Origin of the sequence: Rhodococcus sp. DN22 (genome assembly GCF_036669995.1) — a bacterium.
Classification (GTDB): domain Bacteria; phylum Actinomycetota; class Actinomycetes; order Mycobacteriales; family Mycobacteriaceae; genus Rhodococcus_F; species Rhodococcus_F erythropolis.
Genome location: NZ_CP133326.1, coordinates 4702290 through 4721209, shown reverse-complemented (window position 1 = coordinate 4721209; position 18920 = coordinate 4702290). Strand labels below are relative to the sequence as shown.

The window sequence follows — 18920 nt, the reverse complement described above, 5'->3', positions numbered from 1 at the left end:
CCGGTGGTCACCGTAGACGAAAGCGAGCCGATGACCGAGGACCGTAACGTCGGGCCGACCCGGCCCGAGCAGCCCAACAGCGAGCCCACCTCCCAGGCGCAGCCGACAGCACCTCAGGCACAGCCGACGGCACCTCAGGCCCATCCTCCCGTGCCGCCGCAGCAGCCTCAGGGGCAGGCGCCTCAGCAGCCGTACCAGCCGACCGAGTCGTTCGCCCGACCCGCCGAAGCCTTCGGGCAGGCACAGCAGCAGCCCACGCAGGCTTTCGGCCACCCGCACGGTGCCCATGACGCCGCGTACCAGCAGAGCGCCCCGTACGGCGCACCCAACCCTGGTGGCCCCGGCGGTCCGAACGGCCCGGGCGGCGGCCACAATCAGATCCCCGCACCGCTGCAGGGGCCGAACTCCGGTTCGACCACCACCAAGCCGAAGTCGGGACGCATGGCGCTGGTTGCCGGCGCTCTCGCCCTGGTCCTGGTCAGTGGTGGTGTCGGTGGCGTGGTCGGCGCCGTCGTCGCGGACCGCAACGGTGGAACCGCGACGGTCACCAACTCTCTGAACGCTCCGAAGCCCACTGCGACCAACACGTCCAACGCTCCCGCCGGCTCGGTTCAGGCCGTTGCCTCGAAGGTCGTGCCCAGCGTCGTGCAGATCGAGGTGGCCACCGCGCAGGGACAGGGCGGTGAGGGCTCCGGTGTCATCCTGTCCTCCGACGGTCTGATTCTGACCAACAACCACGTTGCCGGCGCACAGGGAGCGCAACTTCGCGTTGCGTTCTCCGACGGAACCAAGGCCTCGGCCACCCTTGTCGGTGCCGATCCCGTCTCCGACATCGCCGTCATCAAGGTCGACGGTCGAAACGACCTCACCCCCATCGATCTCGGCAACTCCGGCGACGTCCAGGTCGGACAGCAGGTGGTTGCCGTCGGGTCCCCACTCGGCCTGGCCGGCACGGTCACCGAAGGCATCATCTCCGCACTCGATCGCCCGGTGTCCACGAGCGGCGAGTCCGGCAACCAGAACACCGTCATCGACGCTCTGCAGACCGACGCAGCGATCAACCCCGGCAACTCCGGTGGCGCCCTCGTCAACATGGACGGCCAGCTGATCGGCATCAACACGGCGATCGCCTCGCTCGGAGCGTCGTCGGGTACCCAAGGCGGTTCGATCGGCCTCGGTTTCGCCATCCCGATCGATCAGGCACGCCGCGTCGCCGACGAACTGATCAAGACCGGCAAGGCGACTCAGGCCATGATCGGCGTGACCGTGCCGTCGCAGGACAACGCCGACGGCGCAACCGTCATGGATGTCACTGCTGACGGGCCGGCCGCCAAGGCCGGTATTCCGAAGGGTGCAGTCATCACCAAGGTCGACGATCGTGTTGTCGCAGATGGTGATTCGCTGATCGCGGCAGTGCGTTCACATGCTCCCGGCGACAAGGTCTCGATCACGTACAGCGACGGCGGGCAGACCAAGACCGTCGACGTCACGTTGGGAACCGCGGCAGCGCAGGGCGGCCGATGATGTTCGGCGATCAGCAGACGATCGACCCGATCTTCGGCCAGATCGCAACGGCGTCGGGATCGGACACTACGGTAGGAGTCATGGAACTCGAAGCCACATCGGCCGGCCGCGCTCTGGTCGTCATCGTCGACGATCGCACAGCCCACGGCGACAACACCGACTCCATCGGTCCACTGGTCACGGAACTGCTGAACGAAGCGGGTTTTCTCGTCGATGCGACGGTCGCCGTCGCCGCCGACGAAGTGGAGATCCGCAACGCTCTCAACACCGCAGTCATCGGTGGCGTCGACCTCGTCATCTCGGTCGGCGGTACCGGGGTATCCCCGCGTGACGTCACTCCTGACGTGACCGCTGAGGTTCTCGATCGCGAGATCCCGGGAATTGCCGAAGCACTTCGTGCTTCCGGTCTTTCGGCCGGATCGCTCGAAGCAGGCTTGTCCCGCGGCCTCGTCGGAGTTTCGGGAAGCACCGTGGTCGCCAATCTGGCGTCGACCAGGCCGGCAATTCGCGACGGCATGGCAACCCTGACGGCTTTGGCGAGTCACGTGATCGCCGAGCTCTCCAGCCTCGAGGGCTGAGACAGCTTGTCGGAGCAACGAGATACCCCGAAGAAGCCGTCAGTCGACAAGAAGCGCCTGGCGCGCATCTTCGGGGACGTCTTTCCCGAGACGACGTCGGACGAGCGGGGTCCCGAGGGATCCTCGCGGTCCTCGGACGACGACTGGCTGCGCAGTCAGCGGCCCCCGCACCACGGCGGTTGAGAAGTAAATCAGGCCCCGGACAATTGTCCGAGGGCCTGATTTGATCTGTGGGCACTGCCTATTCGAGAGTCTTGGCGTGCGCTCCCGTGTCGGCGCCACCGGCATTGGCCGAGAGGATGTCGCGGATCTGGATGAGCAGATCGGTTTCGCTGGCTTCCTTGTCCTCGGGCTCGGAGACGAACTTCTTCTTCGCCGCATTCGCAGGGACGATCAGCACGAAGTAGACGACCGCTGCGATGATGATGAAGTTGATGATCGCGGTGACCACGGCGCCGATATTCACGAAGGTTTCGGAATTACCGGCAATGATCTCCTTTCCCCAGCCCAATTCGTCGGATCCGCCGATAGCTGCGATGAGTGGGTTGATGATGTTGCTGGTGAATGCCGTGACGATGGCGGTGAAGGCTGCGCCGACGACAACCGCGACGGCCAGGTCGAGCACGTTTCCGCGAAGCAGGAAGTCCTTGAATCCCTTGAGCATGTCGGTGTCCCCTCGAGTCTCCGATGGCAAGTGCCAGATGGTCCGTTGATACCGAACCGACTGGAAAAATCCTAGAGGAGCTTCGGACGCTTTGTGCGGTCAGCGGAATGTCACGGTGATCGCATTGGACAGAGATGCCGCGGCTACGACGTTGGCTGCTGGTGTCGGCAGGGCCAGCAAAATCACCTGTTCCTGCTGGTTACGTGTACTTTCCGACGTGGTGACCAAAGCGACTACCGCTCCTGCCGCAAGAATTTGTGGGGCCTTGTCGGCAATTGATTCGTTGGGTGTGTCGGGGTGGGGTGTGTCTGGGCGGGATGTGTCAGGGCCGACGGTCAGGACGTCGACGACGTCCCCGCTGCGCAACATGTCCGCGACGGCCGCATCGGCCAATCGGACGGGGACGATGCGGGCGTCGTCGGTTCCTACCGACAACCCGGCCAGCCGTGGGCTGAGAACGCGCACGTCGGTGACGGTTTCTCCGGAGCGAATCGGGCCGGCAACGGTTCTCCCGACCACCAGGTCGGTGTCGGAGACAACTCCTTCGGGAAGTTGTTTCGAGTCGATCTCTCGCATCTCGACATCCGAATCCGCAATCACCTGCCCCGGAGTGAGATCGCGGCTCGAGACAACTACGGCGACGGTGTCGGTCGCGGGATCGCCTCGAAAGAAGAGAACAACGCCGAGTGTGGCCAGGACAACGGCTGCGATCTTACGGACTGTCGCCGTGCGGAATCGTGTGCCGCGTGTCAGTTCGACGACGCGATCGAAGGTGCTCGGGCTGAGATCGAGTTGGGCGCGCAGTGGATCGGAGCGCCTCGGCGAGCGAGAACGTGCTGACGGCATTCATGCACGTTAGGGCCGGAAGCGGTGCTTCCGGCCCTAACCATGTGAAACTGTGGACAACCCGGAGGTTGTGGAAATCAGCTCGCGGCAGCCTTTGCGGGCGCAGGCGTGCTGGTCGACGAACTCGATGTCGAAGAGGAGTCCGACTTGGACTCGGACTTCGCAGCGGGTGCCGAATCACTCTTGGCGGGCTCGCTCGCAGTCCCGGAGCCGCCGCGGCTGTCGGTGCGGTAGAAGCCGCTGCCCTTGAACACGATGCCAACAGAGTTGAACAGCTTGCGGAGCTTGCCTGAGCAAGCTGGGCAGACCGTCAGCGAATCTTCGCTGAAGGACTGGACGATGTCGAAACGGTTGTCACATTCCGTACATGCGTATGAGTAGGTGGGCACCGGGCTTCCTCCGCACTGTGATGTTCGAGCAGCCGCGTATTTACACCGCAGCCTTTAGCACTCTACAAGTGACAGTGCCAACAGCGCTAATCAGGGATCTATTCCCGCAGATCAATCGCCTTTGAGTTGTGTGAGGCCGCCGCGCGGCGTCAATGCCCAGCCCATGGGAATGTCGTGGTCGTCGGCAGGCAAGGCCTCGACGAGTTCGGAGTCTCTGACAATTGCCACGAGCCGAGTCTGTGGTCCGACCGACCCAAGCGTCCGGTCGTAGAAGCCTGCGCCACGGCCCAGGCGTGTTCCACGAAGATCCACCGCGAGAGCAGGGATCAGCATGCATTCCACGTCGGACAGGGCTTCCGGTGGCAAGACGGGTCCGACAGGCTCCCGAATGCCGTACTTCGCGGGGCGCAAACCGTCCGCGCCGCTGTACTCGACCCAGGACAACGGTCCCGGCTCCCCGGTGATCGGAAGTAGTACACGCTGAGCGATCTCGGCAACGGCGTCGAGCAAATCGGTGGATCCTGGTTCGGTGCGGGTGGGGACGTACGCACAGACGACCGAGCCGTCGACAATCACTGAACGTATGTGCGTGATCAACGCCGCAGTTTCCGTGTTTCGAGTGTGCTCGGAGACTGCATCACGTGCTGCGAGTGTGATTTGTCGCCATTGTGCTTTTGTCTGAGGTGTCACCCCGCAACGATATTCGTCGTGCTGACCGAGCGGTAACAAGCGGCGGCTAAGGTGTTGGCATGACAGACGTTGTCGCTAGCAGCACGAGGGCCTTCCGTACGGCCGTGGTTCCCGCAGCCGGACTTGGTACGCGTTTCCTGCCTGCCACCAAGACGGTTCCGAAAGAATTGCTGCCGGTCGTGGACACACCGGGTATCGAACTGGTGGCAGGTGAAGCTGCGGACTCGGGAGCCGAGCGGCTCGTCATCGTGACGTCCCCGGGCAAAGACGGCGTGGTTGCCCACTTCGTCGAGGATCTCGTGCTCGAAAGCAAGCTGGAAGCAAGCGGAAAACTCGCTGCCCTGGCGAAGGTGCGCAAAGCGCCGGGTTTGCTCGAAGTCGACTCCGTGATTCAGGAGCAGCCTCTCGGCCTCGGGCATGCAGTCGGTTGCGTCGAGTCGGTTCTCGACGACGACGAAGACGCCATCGCGGTCCTTCTGCCCGATGATCTCGTACTACCGCGTGGCGTCCTGGAGATCATGGCGCGAGTTCGGGCCAAGCGCGGCGGGTCCGTTCTCTGTGCAATCGACGTCCCGAAAGACGCAGTCAGCGCTTACGGCGTCTTCGACGTCGAGATCGTTCCCGACGCGGTCAATCCCGACGTCCTCAAGGTCGTCGGCATGGTCGAGAAGCCGGCTGTGGAAGACGCGCCGTCGACCTTTGCCGCTGCAGGTCGCTATCTGCTCGATCGTGCGATCTTCGACGCACTTCGTCGCATCGAGCCGGGAGCCGGCGGTGAGTTGCAACTCACCGACGCCATCGCTCTCCTGATTTCCGAGGGCCATCCGGTTCACGTGGTGGTGCACCGCGGAACGCGTCATGACCTGGGCAACCCCGGCGGGTACCTCCGCGCTTCGGTGGACCTGGCACTCGACAGTGACGATTACGGCCCGTCCTTGCGTAAGTGGCTCGCGGATCGGCTCGACCGCTGAGCGTGTCGCCACGGTGGTTGATCGCCCGATAACGCAGTATCAATGTGCTTGTCCCTTTTCGGCGGCAAGGCATCATGAGCTGACGGATATCACCGAATTTCCAGACACAGGAGGACGCGGACCAGATGCGGTCGGTTGAGGAGCAGCAGACCAGGGTTACCGCTGCTGCAGTGGCACCCCGTCCGGTTCGGGTCGCCATCTCGGAGGCGCAGGGACTGCTGTGTGCCGAGGAAGTGGTGACCGAACGCCCATTGCCGGGATTCGATCAAGCTGCCATCGACGGTTACGCGGTTCGCAGTGTCGATGTCGCCGGAGCTGGAGCCGACCTCCGCGGCGAGGACGGCGAGCCTACGGACCTCAGCTTGCCGGTGGTCGGCGAGGTGACGGCGGGCTCACGCCAACCGATCCGCTTGCAACCGCGTCAGGCCGTTCGAGTCGACACGGGCGCGCCGCTGCCCACGCTGGCCGACGCCGTGCTCCCGCTCGAAAACACCGACGGTGGTCGCGCTCGCGTTCGGATCTTCGAGCCGGTGCGTTCGGGCGATTACGTTCGCCGTGCAGGCGACGACGTCCAGCCGGGCGACGTGGCCGTTCGGGCAGGCACCATCATCGGAGCCGCACAGGTCGGGTTGCTTGCCGCGGTCGGCCGCGACAAAGTACTCGTCCATCCGCGTCCGCGCCTCTCCGTCATCAGCGTCGGTGGAGAACTCGTCGACGTGGATCGCACGCCGGGACCTGGTCAGGTTTACGACGTCAATTCGTATGCCCTCGCCGCCGCAGCGCGCGATGCCGGCGCCGACGTCAACCGTGTGGGAATCGCAGGCAACGACTCGCGTCGTCTTCGCGAAGTAGTCGAGGGACAGCTGATTCGCTCGGAAATCGTTGTCATCGCCGGTGCCGTGGGCGGCGGAGCGTCCGACGAGGTTCGTGAGGCGCTTGCCGACCTGGGGACACTCGAGGTGGAGCGCGTTGCCATGCATCCGGGATCGGTGCAAGGCTTCGGAAAGCTGGGAAGGGACGAGGTTCCGACCTTTCTCCTACCGTCCAACCCGGTCAGCGCACTGGTGGTATTCGAAGTCATGGTTCGCCCGCTGATCAGAATCGCGCTCGGACGCCGCCAGCCGATGCGGCGAGTAGTGAAGGCGCGGACAGTGGGAACGATCACGTCGATTGCCGATCGCAAGGGTTTTCTGCGTGGTCAGCTGATGCGTGACGAAGCGACAGGGGAGTACCTGGTGCAGGCCCTCGGGGGTGCGCCCGGTGCGTCCTCACATCTCCTCGCGACCTTGGCGGAAGCCAATTGCTTGGTTCTGGTCGATCGAGACGTCACCGAAGTGCACATCGGTGAAGAAGTCGACGTAGCTTTCCTCGCCCAACGTGGGTAACGCCGACCCGAGTGGGGTGTGATGTCAGTCCATCCAGGATGGCCGGAAGATCTCGGCCCGCTGCGAGTGCCCGCGGGAGTGGTGACCGTCCGCCCCGTGAAGCTCCGTGACGCTGCTGTGTGGAGTCGTCTCCGCATTCTCGATCGCGAGCACCTCGAGCCGTGGGAGCCCACCGGAGAATCGCCCTGGGATGCTCGCCACCACATCACCGTCTGGCCGTCCCTGTGCGGGAACCTTCGCTCCGAAGCGCGCAAGGGCAGGATCCTTCCCCTGGTGATCGAACTCGACGGGAAGTACTGCGGGCAGGTCACCATCGGAAATGTGGTGCGCGGCGCTCTGCGGTCCGCCTGGGTGGGCTATTGGGTCGCCTCGCACGTGACCGGTGGGGGCGTAGCCACAGCTGCCGTTGCGCTCACACTCGATCACGCATTCTCGAAGGTCGGTCTGCATCGAGTGGAGGCCACTGTTCGGCCGGAGAACGCGTCGAGTCGCGCAGTCCTACGAAACGTTGGGTTCCGGGAGGAAGGTCTTCTCAAGCGCTACCTCGATGTCGACGGCCAATGGCGTGATCATCTTCTGGTCGGAATGACCATCGAGGAAGTACCCACCACCGTCGTCGACAGATTGGTGCGGTCCGGACGCGCTTCATGGGTGTGACGAAGACGGCGCCAGAAGCGTGAGAAACGCGAGCTAAACAGCAGTTACCGCTGAGTAGTCCTACTTTCGGGCGGGAAAATGTGGTTTTTGATTCAACCAGAACTTGAGACTTTTGGGACTGAACCGGAAGTTCAGTTCGGTACGCGTGTGACACATGAGTATGGTGGGGTTCGGCGCGTCGGCAACGATGCGAGGGCGTCGGCCGTTAACCTTGACTCGTCAACGGCTGGCATAGGTGCTGGTAGGTGATCGGGAGGAGGCCGCGGCATGCCTAGCTCATTCGTGTGGATCGGGCTGGTGGCCGTGTGGCTGTTCGTCCTGGTGCCGATGCTTGTCAACAAGCGCCCCAGGATCCGGCAGACGAGTGACGCGGCACTCGCGACTCGAGTACTCCACCGCGGCGACAGCAACCCTGTTCAGCGCGGGCCGGCAGCAGGACATCGAAGCGATCCGAACTGGCAACCAGAACCAGTGCGCAGCAGCTACGACGCGGAGGACCAGATGGACACTCACGCAGAAGACGACTACGCCGGCGGTCGTGCACCGGTCGGAGAATTTGTTCCGGTTCGGCGCGGCCGAGGCGGATTCGACCCCGAAGCGGATGCCATCGCCCGGGAGGCGCGGTATGCATTCCGTCAGCGGACATTGCTGGGACTTGGGTTCGTCGCGATTCTCTCGGGCGCTCTCGCATTGATCATCTCGCCGATGGTGTGGTGGTTGTTTGCGCTGACCGTGTGCGGCCTCGGCGGGTACATGGCGTACTTGCGTCGGCAGGTTCGGATCGAGCAAGAGATTCGCCGCCGTCGTACCGAACGCCTCAACCGATCGCGACTCGGAGTCGAATCGCACACCGACGAAGAGCTTCGCCTGATTCCGGCGCGACTGCGTCGGCCAGGAGCGGTTGTCCTCGAGGTCGACGACGAAGATCCGGTGTTCGATCACCTAGATCACTACGAAGAAGAGATCAGGCACACCGAGATGCGTCGCGCGTCCGGTCAGTGATCGTCTGGGCTGATCTTGTCGGGCCGAAAGTTCGTGTCGGGTGATTCCAACGGGAGTATTCGTTCCTGTTAGAGTTGCCGAGCACCGCTGAGGCGGTGGCACGGGGCTGTGGCGCAGTTGGTAGCGCGCTTCGTTCGCATCGAAGAGGTCAGGGGTTCGATTCCCCTCAGCTCCACCAAGAAGTACCAGCGAAAAGGGTCTTTCAACGAAAGTTGAACGACCCTTTCCTGCATTTTCAGGGCCTGCCCGAATTGCGAAGATTCGATCTGAGTGTGCGCCGTTTCATACGATTGCGACCGCTGATCCGGACCGTTGAGCTTCCAAGTGAGGGATGATCCTTGGGCGGATACATGTTTGCCGGAAATGTAACGAGGGTGTGTGCGGTGCGATAGGCACGGTGAGTCTGCCGCAGTTTTCCGCAGGTCGGACGTATGTGTCGGGGAGGAATGTCGATGAGCCAGCCACGACGGCTAGCGATGATGCTTGTTGCTGTGATGTGCCTGATGGGTATCGGCGTCCTTGCCGTATCGGTCTTCCCCGCCATCGTCGCCGCCCAACCTGGCGGCAACAGCGGTGGTGGCAACAACGGCAATGGAAACGGCAATTACGGCAACAACGGCGGCAATAACAACGGCAACGGTGGCGGTCACAACGGCAACGGTGGCGGCAACAACGGCAACGGCAACTATGGCTGGCATTGTCACCGTCACAACTGCGGCACGACCGTAATTCCGACACCGACCACGACGAATGAGCCGACGACGACTGAGCCGACGACCACGACTGAGCCGACGACGACTGAGCCGACGACGACTGAGCCGACGACGACTGAGCCGACCACGACGACTGAGCCGACGACGACTGAGCCGACGACGACGACTGAGCCGACGACCACGACTGAGCCCACGACGGCTGAGCCGACCACGACTGAGCCCACGACGACTGAGCCCACGACGACTGAGCCCACGACGACTGAGCCGACCACGACGACTGAGCCCACGACGACTGAGCCCACGACGACTGAGCCCACGACCACGACGACTGAGCCCACGACGACTGAGCCCACGACGACTGAGCCCACGACCACGACTGAGCCCACGACGACTGAGCCCACGACCAACCCTTCGGCGTCGCAACGTCCGAGCAGCAGCGCTTCCCCCGCGACCAACGCAACTTCGCAGACCGAGAGTCCTTCGAGCCAAGCACCCTCCGAGACACAGTCTCCTTCCGAATCGCAGCCGAGTTCCGAGCAGTCGTCCGCGGTGGCGGCTCCGCCGGCTGGACCGTCTGATCCGCAGGGACCGTCAGCGGGCGGCGGAGCGCCTGCACCCTCTGCCGGTGGACCGCCTGCACCCTCTGCCGGTGGACCGGCAAACGCTGCGCCGGGCGCAGTCGCAGCCCCTTCCGCACCCGAGGTTCTGGCCGCACCCGCACCCGTAGCTCCGCAGGTACCGTCGAACGTTCCGAACGTCGCGGCTCCGACTGACAACCCGCAGGCATTTCCGACGGCGTTCACTCAAGGGCTTCCGCCGATTCTCAACGCCGCCGCCGTCGCCGGCGGTGTAGGCGGAATGGCAGTGGTAGCGGCCGGTGCGGGAGCACTGACTTTCCGCGGAGCATCGCTGCAGAAGGCACGATTGGCTGCCGCGCGTGCCGAATTCCTGGCACCCGGATCACAGGGAGGTGCGTGAGTCGTGCCGGACAGACGTTCACATCGCCGCGTTCTGGCCGCGGTGGATGCCGTATGCGACGCAGCAGCGTCGTCGGAGGCAGTGTCACTGCTGACGGTGGTGCAGACAGTCGCCCGCGAGCGTGGGCGCCCGATCGAGATCGATCTGGAAACCCCTCTCGCCACCGGAGTGTGCGGTCAGCGCCGGGCCTACGACGACCACGACGTCATCGTTTTGGCTCCCGGACTACCCAATGTCGAGCGGACTCTGGCACATGAGTTGGGGCACATAGTGTTTCGCCACGAGGGTGCCGAGATCGCCGAGGCGACGCTCGAGGTCAGTGACGATTTGATCGCCTACATGTTGAGTCAACGTTCTCTGCGGCGCAACGAACCCGTGCCGATGGACGACATCGCGGAGTGGGAAGCCGAGACGTTCGCGTCGATGTTGATCATGCGTCTGCGAACGATGAGTGGCCGTGGGACACCGCTGTCGGTGTTGCGGTACGACGAGGCGATCGGATGATCTTTTGGGCTGTGGCCCTTCTCGTCTGGGTTGCAGCCGGCGCGAGACTGGGTCGAGTTGTCGCGCGCACCGCGACGCCGTTGCGAATGTCGATGGTCTTTGCAGGCTTCTCGGTCGCATTGTCGTCGACGGTCATGGTGCCGGCGGTATGGGACATCGTCGATCGCATTGCGCCTGAGCAGCATGCCGCCGCGATGATCGTCATCGTCTTGTGGACAGCGTTGTCTGCGGCCAGTGCAGTCGGCGCCGTGTCTGCGTGGCCGGTGATGTCACGTCCGGCTATGCGCGGCCTCGCCACCGTGCTGTACTCGGTGGGGCTCCTGGTGGCGATCGCGGTTCTCTTCGGCTACCCGGCGCCGGCTCTGATCTTTATCATCGTCGCTCTGTCCCTTGTCATTTCGACGGGGCTACGGCACGTTGCGTGGGCGCCGTTGGGGCGCGGAATCGCGTTGATCGTGACCGGTTCGTCGATCCTGCTCGTCGTGGTCGTCGTGATGCTTGTCGAATCGATCGGTGGCACCGGCGCACTCGAATCGGATATCTGGACGGGCCCGGGGGTGTGGTTCATCGCTGCCTCGAGTGTTCTGATTGCGCTGGGCATCACGTGGGTGCTTCTCGAGACCTGGTTACGTGCGCGACGAGATCTGTACCGGCTGCGGCGGATGCACGCGCTTCTCGTCAAGCGATTCCCCGAGGTAGTCGACGCGGACAGCGCCGGGAGTACGTCTGTGCTGCGGGCATCGGACATGATCGCGCAGATCATGGATGCGATGTACATCCAGTCCGGCGCCGGGATGTTCGACGTCGGTGGTCAGGAACCGCCGCGGGCCGTCACTGCACACGCGGGGATTTTGGCGGGGTGGATCGCCGATCCCTTGGCCTCGGATGTGTTGGACACCAGGTGGATTGCGCCTCCTGAGAAGATGTCGGCGCGCCGCTGGGTGTTGTTGTTGGCGAAAGAACTCGATGAAACGACAAAAGTAGGTCGACGTTCGTAGTCGACCTACTCCATGTCATTGCAGTGCTCGAGATCGAGTCAGTGCTTCAGCACGGTCACATCAGCGTGACGCGTCAGGCGGAACCTCTGGCAAACCTTCACTCGCGCGGAGCTTTTCAGCCATCGTGGTGAGTAGATTCTGCGATTCTTCCGAGAGGTCGAATGCACGGCTCGAGAGGCGGCGAAGCCCGTAGCCTTGGAGCTGTGAGAGCAGTTCGAGATCGTGATCGATCTTGGCTGCGTAGATGTCGTTGAAGAAGTAGTCGGGCTTCACCTTGAAGAACCGGGCGAAGGCTGCGACTGTCTCGTCTGAGGGGTTGGTGCGCTGTCCCGAGCGGAGCTGCGAGATGTACGGCTTGGAGATCTGATGGCCGTCTTCGATGAGCGCTGCCGCAACCTCGGCGTTGGTATGGGGTTTGCGCCCCGGAGGATGAACACTGTCGAACAGTTTGTTCAATCGTTCTGCAAAGTCAGCCATTGTGAACCGCCCCGTAATCCTCTCTAGCTAGCAATTGTCCGTTCAGTGAATCCTACGGTATCACGCGGATAACCGATCGGTAGCTCACCGTAGTCTGTTTAGTGGACTAGTTGTCAAATGTGTCCGAGATTCGATTCGTCCGCCCAATGAGTGCTCAGCTATGTCTCAGCGCACATTGAGTTTCCGCCACACGGAAATGTGCAGCTACGACTGCGCTATTCGAACCTTCCAGTACTTGGCCAATCTGCCCAATATCAAACCTTTTACCCGTTTTGGCGATATTAGCTATGCGTTAGCCTGGTTTTTCACAACTATTTCGATTGAAAAACTGCAGTTCAAGCGATGTTTGAAGGTTTGGGGTCGCGATCAGGGTGGCTGGTTGCGATGTCATGCGGATCACCTCGGGGTTGAACCTTGAACGGTTTGCCGGATTGCGATCTGTGCTAGCTAAACCCTCCGAGTGGGTGCAGAATTGTGACATGAAACACACGATGAGCGATGATGAATTGCGCCGCGCAATCCGTGAAATTCAGGATCGAGCCCACGACGCACGCAAGCGTGGGGACGATGTAGCGGCGGAAGAACTCGACCGTACGGTCAAGGGCTATCAAGAGCAGATGATGCAGCGTCTCTAGTGCTCGCTGCGGTCGTCTCTGTGCGGTGTTTGCGCGGAGTGCCGCCGTGCCCCCCAGGTCGTCTTGCGTGTTTCAGGGCGGCCGCATCGTGCGTGCGTAGACTTTCCCGCATGTCCACAGTACGAGTGCGGGGGAGTGTTCATCCATGTCTGTAAGGTCGCTCGACGGCAAGAAATGCCTGATCACCGGCGCCGGTAGTGGAATTGGACGTGCAACTGCGCTGCGTGCATCAGAGGTCGGCGCCGAATTGTTTCTCACCGATATCAACAGCGTCGGATTGGAAGAGACGGTCGCGATGGTCGGCGCCGGCGGCGGCACGGTCAGGATGGCGAAGGCACTCGATATCTCGGACTACGACGAGGTCGTGAAATTCGGTACCGAGATTCACACTCAATTTTCTTCGATGGATGTCGTCATGAATATCGCCGGCATTTCAGCGTGGGGAACTATCGAGAACCTCGAACATCGGCATTGGAAGTCCATGGTGGACGTCAACCTGATGGGGCCGATCCATGTCATGGAGACGTTTGTTCCACCCATGATTCGTGCCGGCAAGGGTGGACACCTGGTCAACGTGTCTTCGGCTGCCGGACTTTTGGCCCTGCCGTGGCACGCCGCCTACAGTGCGAGCAAGTTCGGCCTTCGCGGGGTGTCCGAGGTGCTGCGATTCGATCTGAAGCGGCACGGAATCGGGGTCAGTCTGGTTGTGCCGGGTGGGGTGAAGACGCCATTGGTGGGAACCGTGGAAATAGCGGGTATCGACAGGAACGACCCGCGGGTCGAAAAACTCACGCACCGGTTCGAGGCGCGTGCTGTCTCCCCGGAGAAGGTGGCGTCGTGCATTCTGCGGGGAATCGAGAAGAATACGTACCTCGTATATACGTCCAATGACATCCGAGTCGGATACTGGTGGGCGCGCAAATTCGCCCTGCCTTACGAGTTCGTGATGCAAAAAGCGAACGACCAGTTCAGTAAATTGCTCAAGCGATGAGCGTTAACTCCGCCGGGACTTTTATCTAGTCGAATAGGGACCAAAGTCATGCCGAAGAGTTTTCACTTCGATATCGAATTCAAATATCCGATCGACGACGTGCATCGAACTTTGACCGACCCGAATTATTGGAAAGGCAGACTCGGAGACCTTTATGCCACCTCGGACATCGAAGTTCGAGACGGATCGATCGAAGTATCCGTGTCCGAGGAAATCGACTCCGCCTCCCTCCCGAGCCTGGTCGCCAAGGTTGCGCCGAGTCGGCTCGGTCTGAAACGGGTCGATCGGTGGGGACCTCTGTCGGACGGGCGTGCAGCAGGGTCGGTCACCGGAATCGCGCGGGGACTGCCGATCCGAATCGAGACGACGCTCGATCTCACCGCCGCCGAGTCCTGCACGCGGTTGGTCGTCGACGGAACGGCTGAGGTGAAGATGCCGATCATCGGCGGCCAGATCGAGAAGTTGCTGAAGAAGACCGTCGAGGACTTGCTGGGGCGCGATCGGGACGCCGTCGAGTCATTTCTCGCCTGAGCCTGCACCGAAATCTACTTCCAGAACGCGCGCACCCGGGCCGGCGGATGCGAGTTGATCGTGCGGGTTGGCGAGGGCGCACCCCTCCAACGAGAGGCACCCGCAACCGATGCAACCGGTGAGGTTGTCCCGTAGACGTTCCAGTTGCTCGATGCGTAGATCGAGGTGGCGCCGCCACCCGGTCGACAATCTTTCCCAATCTGCGCGGTTCGGGGTACGGCCTTCAGGAAGTGTGCCGAGGGCCTCTCTGATTTCCGACAGCGGAATGCCGACGCGTTGCGAGATTCTGATGAAGGCGACGCGTCGAAGCGTGTCTCGTTGGTATCGGCGCTGGTTTCCGCTGGTCCGGCGACTGACGATGAGGCCTTCTCGTTCGTAGAAATGCAGGGCCGAGACGGCGACACCGCTGCGCTCGGAGAGCTGGCCGGGCGTGAGTTCCTTTGCCTTCCACGACGGCATCTCCATGGCGACTACCGGTCCGTCGCCCGGTGGAGGGTGGCGTGGAGATGATGTGTCAGCGGGGTGTCACCGTGCGCCATCCACAAGTCGTATGTCAGCGTGTCGCCCTGAACGCGCATGACTCGCCGGACGTCGTGAACCGGTTTTGCGTCGGGTGATGCTGCGAGCGTGAGACGGGTCAAGGCGAGAGTGCCTTCGGAGTCGAGGGTGCCGCGATGGATCTCGACGAATCCGGTGGGCTGGCTGACCAGCAATTCGAGCTCACCACCCGGTGTTGGGCGCAGGTATCCCGATTCCATGTGAAGCGGTCGTCCGTCGGGGAGCCCACGAGTGCGCGACGAGTAGGTGAGAAACGGTTTCGGGGTGGGCGCGAACTCGATCTCCTCGGAGTACTCGAAGTCGTCGATGGTGGGGAAATGTCCGGCTCCAGCGCCGACCCAGCGCCCGGTGAACCTCTCGATTCCGGCGCCGTTCAGCGCCGCCTGATCCGTACTACTCATTGCCTGGTCCTCTCGCCTGCGTCGGATCAGACGTTACGCGGACCGGTACGACAGCTGCTTGTCCCTGCTGGGTGGGGCCTACGGGATTAGTGTTCACTCATGAACGCTTCTGGCTCCGTCCCCCTCGGTGTCGATTCCGAGGTGGGCCGATTGCGATCGGTCATTCTTCATCGTCCTGGCGACGAGTTGAAACGATTGACTCCGCGCAACAACGACGAGCTGCTGTTCGACGCGTTGCCGTGGGTGGACCGCGCGCAGGAAGAACACGATCAGTTTGCGACCGTCCTTCGTGAGCGCGGCGTCGAGGTACTGCTTTTGTCCGATCTCCTCACCGAGGCGCTCGAGGTCAGTGGCGCAGCGAGGATCCAGGGAATCGCGGCCGCCGTGGACGCACGCAAGATCGGCCACGCGCTCGGGCAACACCTGGCCGCCTACCTGCGAAAGGTGGAGCCGAAGGAGCTTTCGTCGATCCTTACTGCAGGAATGACGTTCGACGAATTGCCGATCGATGCCGACTCGACCTCGTTGGTGCGCAGGATGCATCACGGCGGTGACTTCGTGATCGACCCGTTGCCCAACTTGCTCTTCACCCGTGATTCGTCGTTCTGGGTCGGGCCACGGGTCATCATCACGTCCTTGGCGTTGTCAGCGCGAGCTCGCGAATCCTCGATAACGGATCTCGTCTACGCGCATCACCCTCGATTCAAAGGCGTGCGCCGCGCGTACGAGTCGCACACGGCTCCTGTCGAGGGAGGTGACGTGCTGCTTCTCGCGCCGGGGGTGATCGCAATCGGTGTCGGTGAACGTACGTCACCCGCCGGAGCAGAAGCATTGGCGCGTAGCGTGTTCGACGACGGCCTCGCCCACACGGTGTTGGTTGTTCCGATCGAGCAACGCCGAGCGTCGATGCATCTCGACACGGTCTGCACCATGGTCGAGGCCGACGCGGTCGTCATGTATCCGGCCATTCAGGACACCCTGGCGGCGTTCACTCTGCGCAAGGAAGACGACGGGGTGAGTATTCGCGGTGCGACGCCGTTCCTCGAAGCGGCGGCCGACGCCATGGGAATCGGAAAACTGCGTGTGATCGACACCGGACTCGACACGGTGACTGCCGAGCGTGAGCAGTGGGACGACGGAAACAACACCCTCGCCGTCGAGCCTGGCGTCGTCGTCGCTTACGAGCGCAACGTCGAAACGAACGCCAGGCTGGAGGCCTCGGGTATCGAGGTTTTGCGAATCGCGGGTTCGGAACTGGGGTCCGGCCGAGGTGGTCCTCGGTGCATGTCCTGCCCGATCGCCCGCGATCCGCTGTAAGCCGTCGACGCTGTCAGAGAATTTCTTCCACCTTGGCTGCAGGCCGCGCGAGGACGGTGCCTTTGTCGGTGACCACGAACGGGCGTTCGATCAGAATCGGGTGCTCGATCATCGCGTCGAGGATCTCGGATTCGGATGCATCGGCGAGCCCGAGTTCCTTGTACTGCGTTTCGCGCTTGCGAACGGCTTGGCTGGGCTCGAGGCCGGCGTCGGCGAGGAGTTTTTCCAGCTCGGATCGGGTAGGCGGAGTATCGAGGTACTTCACAATGGTCGGTTCGATGCCGGCGTCGCGGATAAGTCCGAGAACAGTCCGCGACGTGTTGCACCGTTGATTGTGGAAGATGGTTGCAGATGCCATGTCCGTCATTCTGCCTCTGTGTCCGAACTCGTGGGACAAACAGGGGAACAACGGACACCTCCGGCGCGCTGCACTTGAAGTACCGACTTGTGAGGAGAAAACGATGACGGAACATCGAAGTGTGGACGAACGGCGCGTGGTCATTGCCGGTGGGCACGGCAAGATCGCGCAGCACCTGACGTACCTGCTGGCAGGACATGGTGATCGGCCGGTAGCGCTGATCCGCAACTCCGCGCACGAGGGTGCGGTCCGCACACTCGGCGCGTTCCCCGTGGTGATCGATCTGGAATCCTCCACGGTCGAGGAAGTTGCGAAGGTACTCGACGGTGCCGACGTCGCGGTCTTCGCCGCGGGCGCCGGACCTGGTAGCTCGATCGAGCGGAAGGACTCCGTAGACCGAGCTGCGGCGGTGCTGTTGGCCGATGCCGCCGAGAAAGCGGGAGTGCGTCGGTTCATTCAGATCAGCGCCATGGGTGCTGGTGACGAAATACCGGAGAACACCGACGAGATTTTTGCCGCCTACCTGCGGGCGAAGACGGCAGCGGAGGAAGACCTGAAGACAAGGACTTCGCTGGATTGGACGATTCTTCGGCCAGGACTTCTGACAGACGACGACCCCACCGGTGAAGTCCTTCTTGCAGAGCCACCCGTCGATCGAGGCTCTGTGCCTCGTGCAGATGTCGCCGCAGTGATCGAAGCGCTCATCGACGCGCCGTCCAGTGTCGGCAAGATATTGGTTCTGACCTCCGGCCCGCATACGATCCGCGAAGCGATCGAGGGTTTGTGAGAGAGAAGATGCTGTGACCGAGAAGATACGACGAGGGTGACGATGAAGATCGCGATCGAACACGATTCCTCCACAGCTCCGTACGACCAACTGCGGCAACAGATTATCGAGCAGGTTCACGGCGGCGGATTGATTGCGGGAACCAAGATCCCGACGGTGCGTGCATTGGCCTCGGAGCTGGGATTGGCGGCCAACACCGTCGCGAAGGCTTATCGCGCGCTCAGCGATCAGGGCGTGATCGAGACGAGGGGAAAGCAAGGGACGTTCATCGCTTCGGGGACCGATCCGGTGCAGGCGCAGGCGGAGCAGGCGGCGACCGCGTTTGCGCATAAGGTCCGCTCGCTCGGGTACTCCGACACTGAGATCGTCGCCATGGTGGAGTCGGCATTGAGAGGTGCGTGACACATTGATTAAGTTGACGCTTCAACTTAAAGCTGTCAGTCTTGGCTCATGAATTCGTCGATTGCTCGTGACCTCGGACTCCTCATCGCCCGTGTCGGCCTCGGGATCATCTTCATCGCCCACGGTTGGCAGAAGTTCTTCACCTACAAGATCGCCGGAACGCAGGCCGCATTCGAAGGGATGGGCGCCCCGCTCCCCAAGATTTCTGCAGTTCTGGCAGCATCCATCGAACTCGGTGGCGGCATCCTGCTCATCGCGGGTCTGCTGACCCCGCTCGTCGGCGCACTGCTGTTCCTCGACATGGTCGGCGCGTTCTTCATCGTGCACGCCGACAAGGGCGTCTTCATAGACAACGGCGGCTATGAACTCGTCGTCGCACTCGGTGTCGGTTCGCTCTTGATCGCTGTTATCGGCGCAGGACGCATCAGCATCGACGGATTGATCGGCAAGGGCAACGGTTGGGTTAAAACCCCAGCTTGATCGGGGTGAGAAGGCGGGTTCAACGGCTGTTGAGCCCGCCTTCCAGCTTGCTTTTGGCCCACAAAGTGACGAACGTAGTCATCT

Annotated in this window: 27 protein-coding genes and 1 tRNA gene; 18 read left to right on the top strand and 10 right to left on the bottom strand. The window is 62.4% G+C overall.

The genetic code is table 11. The annotated features are described in order from the left end of the window. Positions 1-30: 30 nt before the first annotated feature. From RA302_RS21430 to RA302_RS21420, 3 genes are all read left to right on the top strand, one after another. Positions 31-1524 (top strand): trypsin-like peptidase domain-containing protein, encoded by a 1494-nt coding sequence (locus RA302_RS21430; RefSeq protein ID WP_243617294.1) that lies wholly within the window; start codon positions 31-33, stop codon positions 1522-1524. Between the two features lie 80 nt (positions 1525-1604). Beyond that, positions 1605-2102, top strand: coding sequence for a MogA/MoaB family molybdenum cofactor biosynthesis protein (locus RA302_RS21425; RefSeq protein WP_176720912.1), 498 nt, complete (start codon positions 1605-1607; stop codon positions 2100-2102). Between the two features lie 6 nt (positions 2103-2108). Next, positions 2109-2285 (top strand): hypothetical protein, encoded by a 177-nt coding sequence (locus tag RA302_RS21420; RefSeq protein WP_165639126.1) that lies wholly within the window; start codon positions 2109-2111, stop codon positions 2283-2285. A gap of 58 nt (positions 2286-2343) precedes the next feature. On the opposite strand, the gene mscL is transcribed toward RA302_RS21420, so the two are convergent. The 4 genes from mscL to RA302_RS21400 form a co-directional block, all read right to left on the bottom strand. After that, positions 2344-2766, bottom strand: coding sequence for a large conductance mechanosensitive channel protein MscL (gene mscL / locus RA302_RS21415; protein ID WP_007727535.1), 423 nt, complete (start codon positions 2764-2766; stop codon positions 2344-2346). Between the two features lie 99 nt (positions 2767-2865). Continuing rightward, positions 2866-3612, bottom strand: coding sequence for an SAF domain-containing protein (locus RA302_RS21410; protein WP_064687538.1), 747 nt, complete (start codon positions 3610-3612; stop codon positions 2866-2868). Positions 3613-3689: 77 nt separating this feature from the next. Continuing rightward, entirely contained in the window at positions 3690-4001 is a 312-nt protein-coding gene (locus RA302_RS21405) for an FmdB family zinc ribbon protein (protein WP_003946378.1), read from the bottom strand. A gap of 111 nt (positions 4002-4112) precedes the next feature. Next, positions 4113-4691: a 5-formyltetrahydrofolate cyclo-ligase gene (locus RA302_RS21400; protein ID WP_054782288.1), complete on the bottom strand. Its 579-nt coding sequence runs from the start codon at positions 4689-4691 to the stop codon at positions 4113-4115. Between the two features lie 59 nt (positions 4692-4750). Between RA302_RS21400 and RA302_RS21395 the strand changes: the two genes are divergently transcribed. From RA302_RS21395 to RA302_RS21375, 5 genes are all read left to right on the top strand, one after another. Beyond that, complete coding sequence (locus RA302_RS21395; protein ID WP_003946415.1) at positions 4751-5662, top strand: UTP--glucose-1-phosphate uridylyltransferase; 912 nt, start codon at positions 4751-4753, stop codon at positions 5660-5662. Positions 5663-5787: 125 nt separating this feature from the next. Then, entirely contained in the window at positions 5788-7047 is a 1260-nt protein-coding gene (glp, locus tag RA302_RS21390) for a gephyrin-like molybdotransferase Glp (RefSeq protein WP_003946353.1), read from the top strand. Between the two features lie 21 nt (positions 7048-7068). After that, the gene (locus RA302_RS21385) at positions 7069-7704 is read left to right on the top strand and encodes a GNAT family protein (RefSeq protein WP_070162012.1); all 636 of its coding nucleotides are present in this window, start codon (positions 7069-7071) and stop codon (positions 7702-7704) included. Positions 7705-7971: 267 nt separating this feature from the next. After that, positions 7972-8706, top strand: coding sequence for a gephyrin-like molybdotransferase receptor GlpR (glpR, locus tag RA302_RS21380; RefSeq protein WP_070162015.1), 735 nt, complete (start codon positions 7972-7974; stop codon positions 8704-8706). 102 nt (positions 8707-8808) lie between these two features. Continuing rightward, positions 8809-8884 (top strand) — tRNA-Ala (locus RA302_RS21375). A 292-nt stretch (positions 8885-9176) separates the two neighbouring features. Here the strand turns inward: RA302_RS21375 and RA302_RS21370 are convergent. Together RA302_RS21370 and RA302_RS21365 are read right to left on the bottom strand one after the other, a co-directional pair. Next, positions 9177-9410 carry a hypothetical protein gene (locus RA302_RS21370; RefSeq protein WP_176741960.1) on the bottom strand — a complete coding sequence of 78 codons (234 nt, stop codon included), beginning with the start codon at positions 9408-9410 and terminating at the stop codon, positions 9177-9179. 2 nt (positions 9411-9412) lie between these two features. Continuing rightward, positions 9413-9820, bottom strand: a complete 408-nt coding sequence (locus tag RA302_RS21365) for a hypothetical protein (RefSeq protein WP_338477897.1) — start codon at positions 9818-9820, stop codon at positions 9413-9415. Positions 9821-9968: 148 nt separating this feature from the next. Here RA302_RS21365 and RA302_RS21360 point away from each other — a divergent pair, with 148 nt between their 5' ends. Genes RA302_RS21360 through RA302_RS21350 form a run of 3 tightly spaced genes read left to right on the top strand, consistent with a single transcriptional unit; the run spans position 9969 to position 11899 of the window. Continuing rightward, positions 9969-10397, top strand: coding sequence for a hypothetical protein (locus tag RA302_RS21360; RefSeq protein WP_176741962.1), 429 nt, complete (start codon positions 9969-9971; stop codon positions 10395-10397). Positions 10398-10400: 3 nt separating this feature from the next. After that, positions 10401-10901 carry an ImmA/IrrE family metallo-endopeptidase gene (locus RA302_RS21355; RefSeq protein WP_003946241.1) on the top strand — a complete coding sequence of 167 codons (501 nt, stop codon included), beginning with the start codon at positions 10401-10403 and terminating at the stop codon, positions 10899-10901. Beyond that, positions 10898-11899, top strand: a complete 1002-nt coding sequence (locus tag RA302_RS21350) for a hypothetical protein (protein ID WP_064074035.1) — start codon at positions 10898-10900, stop codon at positions 11897-11899. Before RA302_RS21355 ends, RA302_RS21350 begins: the two co-directional genes overlap by 4 nt. Positions 11900-11959: 60 nt before the next feature. Here the strand turns inward: RA302_RS21350 and RA302_RS21345 are convergent, their stop codons facing one another. Beyond that, complete coding sequence (locus RA302_RS21345; RefSeq protein ID WP_003946231.1) at positions 11960-12376, bottom strand: helix-turn-helix domain-containing protein; 417 nt, start codon at positions 12374-12376, stop codon at positions 11960-11962. 479 nt (positions 12377-12855) lie between these two features. Between RA302_RS21345 and RA302_RS21340 the strand changes: the two genes are divergently transcribed. The 3 genes from RA302_RS21340 to RA302_RS21330 all read left to right on the top strand — a co-directional run bounded on the left by RA302_RS21340 (position 12856) and on the right by RA302_RS21330 (position 14533). Further along, the gene (locus RA302_RS21340; protein ID WP_003946253.1) at positions 12856-13011 is read left to right on the top strand and encodes a hypothetical protein; all 156 of its coding nucleotides are present in this window, start codon (positions 12856-12858) and stop codon (positions 13009-13011) included. Positions 13012-13156: 145 nt separating this feature from the next. Continuing rightward, entirely contained in the window at positions 13157-14002 is an 846-nt protein-coding gene (locus tag RA302_RS21335) for an SDR family oxidoreductase (RefSeq protein ID WP_070160307.1), read from the top strand. Positions 14003-14050: 48 nt separating this feature from the next. Beyond that, positions 14051-14533, top strand: coding sequence for a DUF2505 domain-containing protein (locus RA302_RS21330; protein ID WP_030536322.1), 483 nt, complete (start codon positions 14051-14053; stop codon positions 14531-14533). On the opposite strand, the gene soxR is transcribed toward RA302_RS21330, so the two are convergent. Next, entirely contained in the window at positions 14519-14998 is a 480-nt protein-coding gene (gene soxR, locus RA302_RS21325) for a redox-sensitive transcriptional activator SoxR (protein ID WP_003946250.1), read from the bottom strand. The genes RA302_RS21330 and soxR overlap by 15 nt on opposite strands. 5 nt (positions 14999-15003) lie before the next feature. After that, a complete protein-coding gene (locus RA302_RS21320) occupies positions 15004-15492 on the bottom strand; it encodes an FABP family protein (RefSeq protein WP_003946270.1) in 489 nt (162 codons plus the stop codon). Between the two features lie 99 nt (positions 15493-15591). On the opposite strand from RA302_RS21320, the gene arcA reads away from it, so the two are divergent. Continuing rightward, positions 15592-16809: an arginine deiminase gene (arcA, locus tag RA302_RS21315; protein ID WP_003946210.1), complete on the top strand. Its 1218-nt coding sequence runs from the start codon at positions 15592-15594 to the stop codon at positions 16807-16809. A 13-nt stretch (positions 16810-16822) separates the two neighbouring features. Here the strand turns inward: arcA and arsC are convergent, their stop codons facing one another. Further along, complete coding sequence (arsC, locus tag RA302_RS21310; RefSeq protein WP_003946209.1) at positions 16823-17176, bottom strand: arsenate reductase (glutaredoxin); 354 nt, start codon at positions 17174-17176, stop codon at positions 16823-16825. A 94-nt stretch (positions 17177-17270) separates the two neighbouring features. Here arsC and RA302_RS21305 point away from each other — a divergent pair, with 94 nt between their 5' ends. The 3 genes from RA302_RS21305 to RA302_RS21295 are packed head-to-tail and all read left to right on the top strand — an operon-like array spanning position 17271 to position 18836. After that, a complete protein-coding gene (locus RA302_RS21305; RefSeq protein WP_050654500.1) occupies positions 17271-17954 on the top strand; it encodes an SDR family oxidoreductase in 684 nt (227 codons plus the stop codon). Between the two features lie 42 nt (positions 17955-17996). Next, positions 17997-18356 (top strand): GntR family transcriptional regulator, encoded by a 360-nt coding sequence (locus RA302_RS21300; protein ID WP_003946225.1) that lies wholly within the window; start codon positions 17997-17999, stop codon positions 18354-18356. Positions 18357-18404: 48 nt separating this feature from the next. After that, positions 18405-18836 carry a DoxX family protein gene (locus tag RA302_RS21295; RefSeq protein WP_003946228.1) on the top strand — a complete coding sequence of 144 codons (432 nt, stop codon included), beginning with the start codon at positions 18405-18407 and terminating at the stop codon, positions 18834-18836. The last annotated feature ends 84 nt before the right edge of the window (positions 18837-18920 follow it).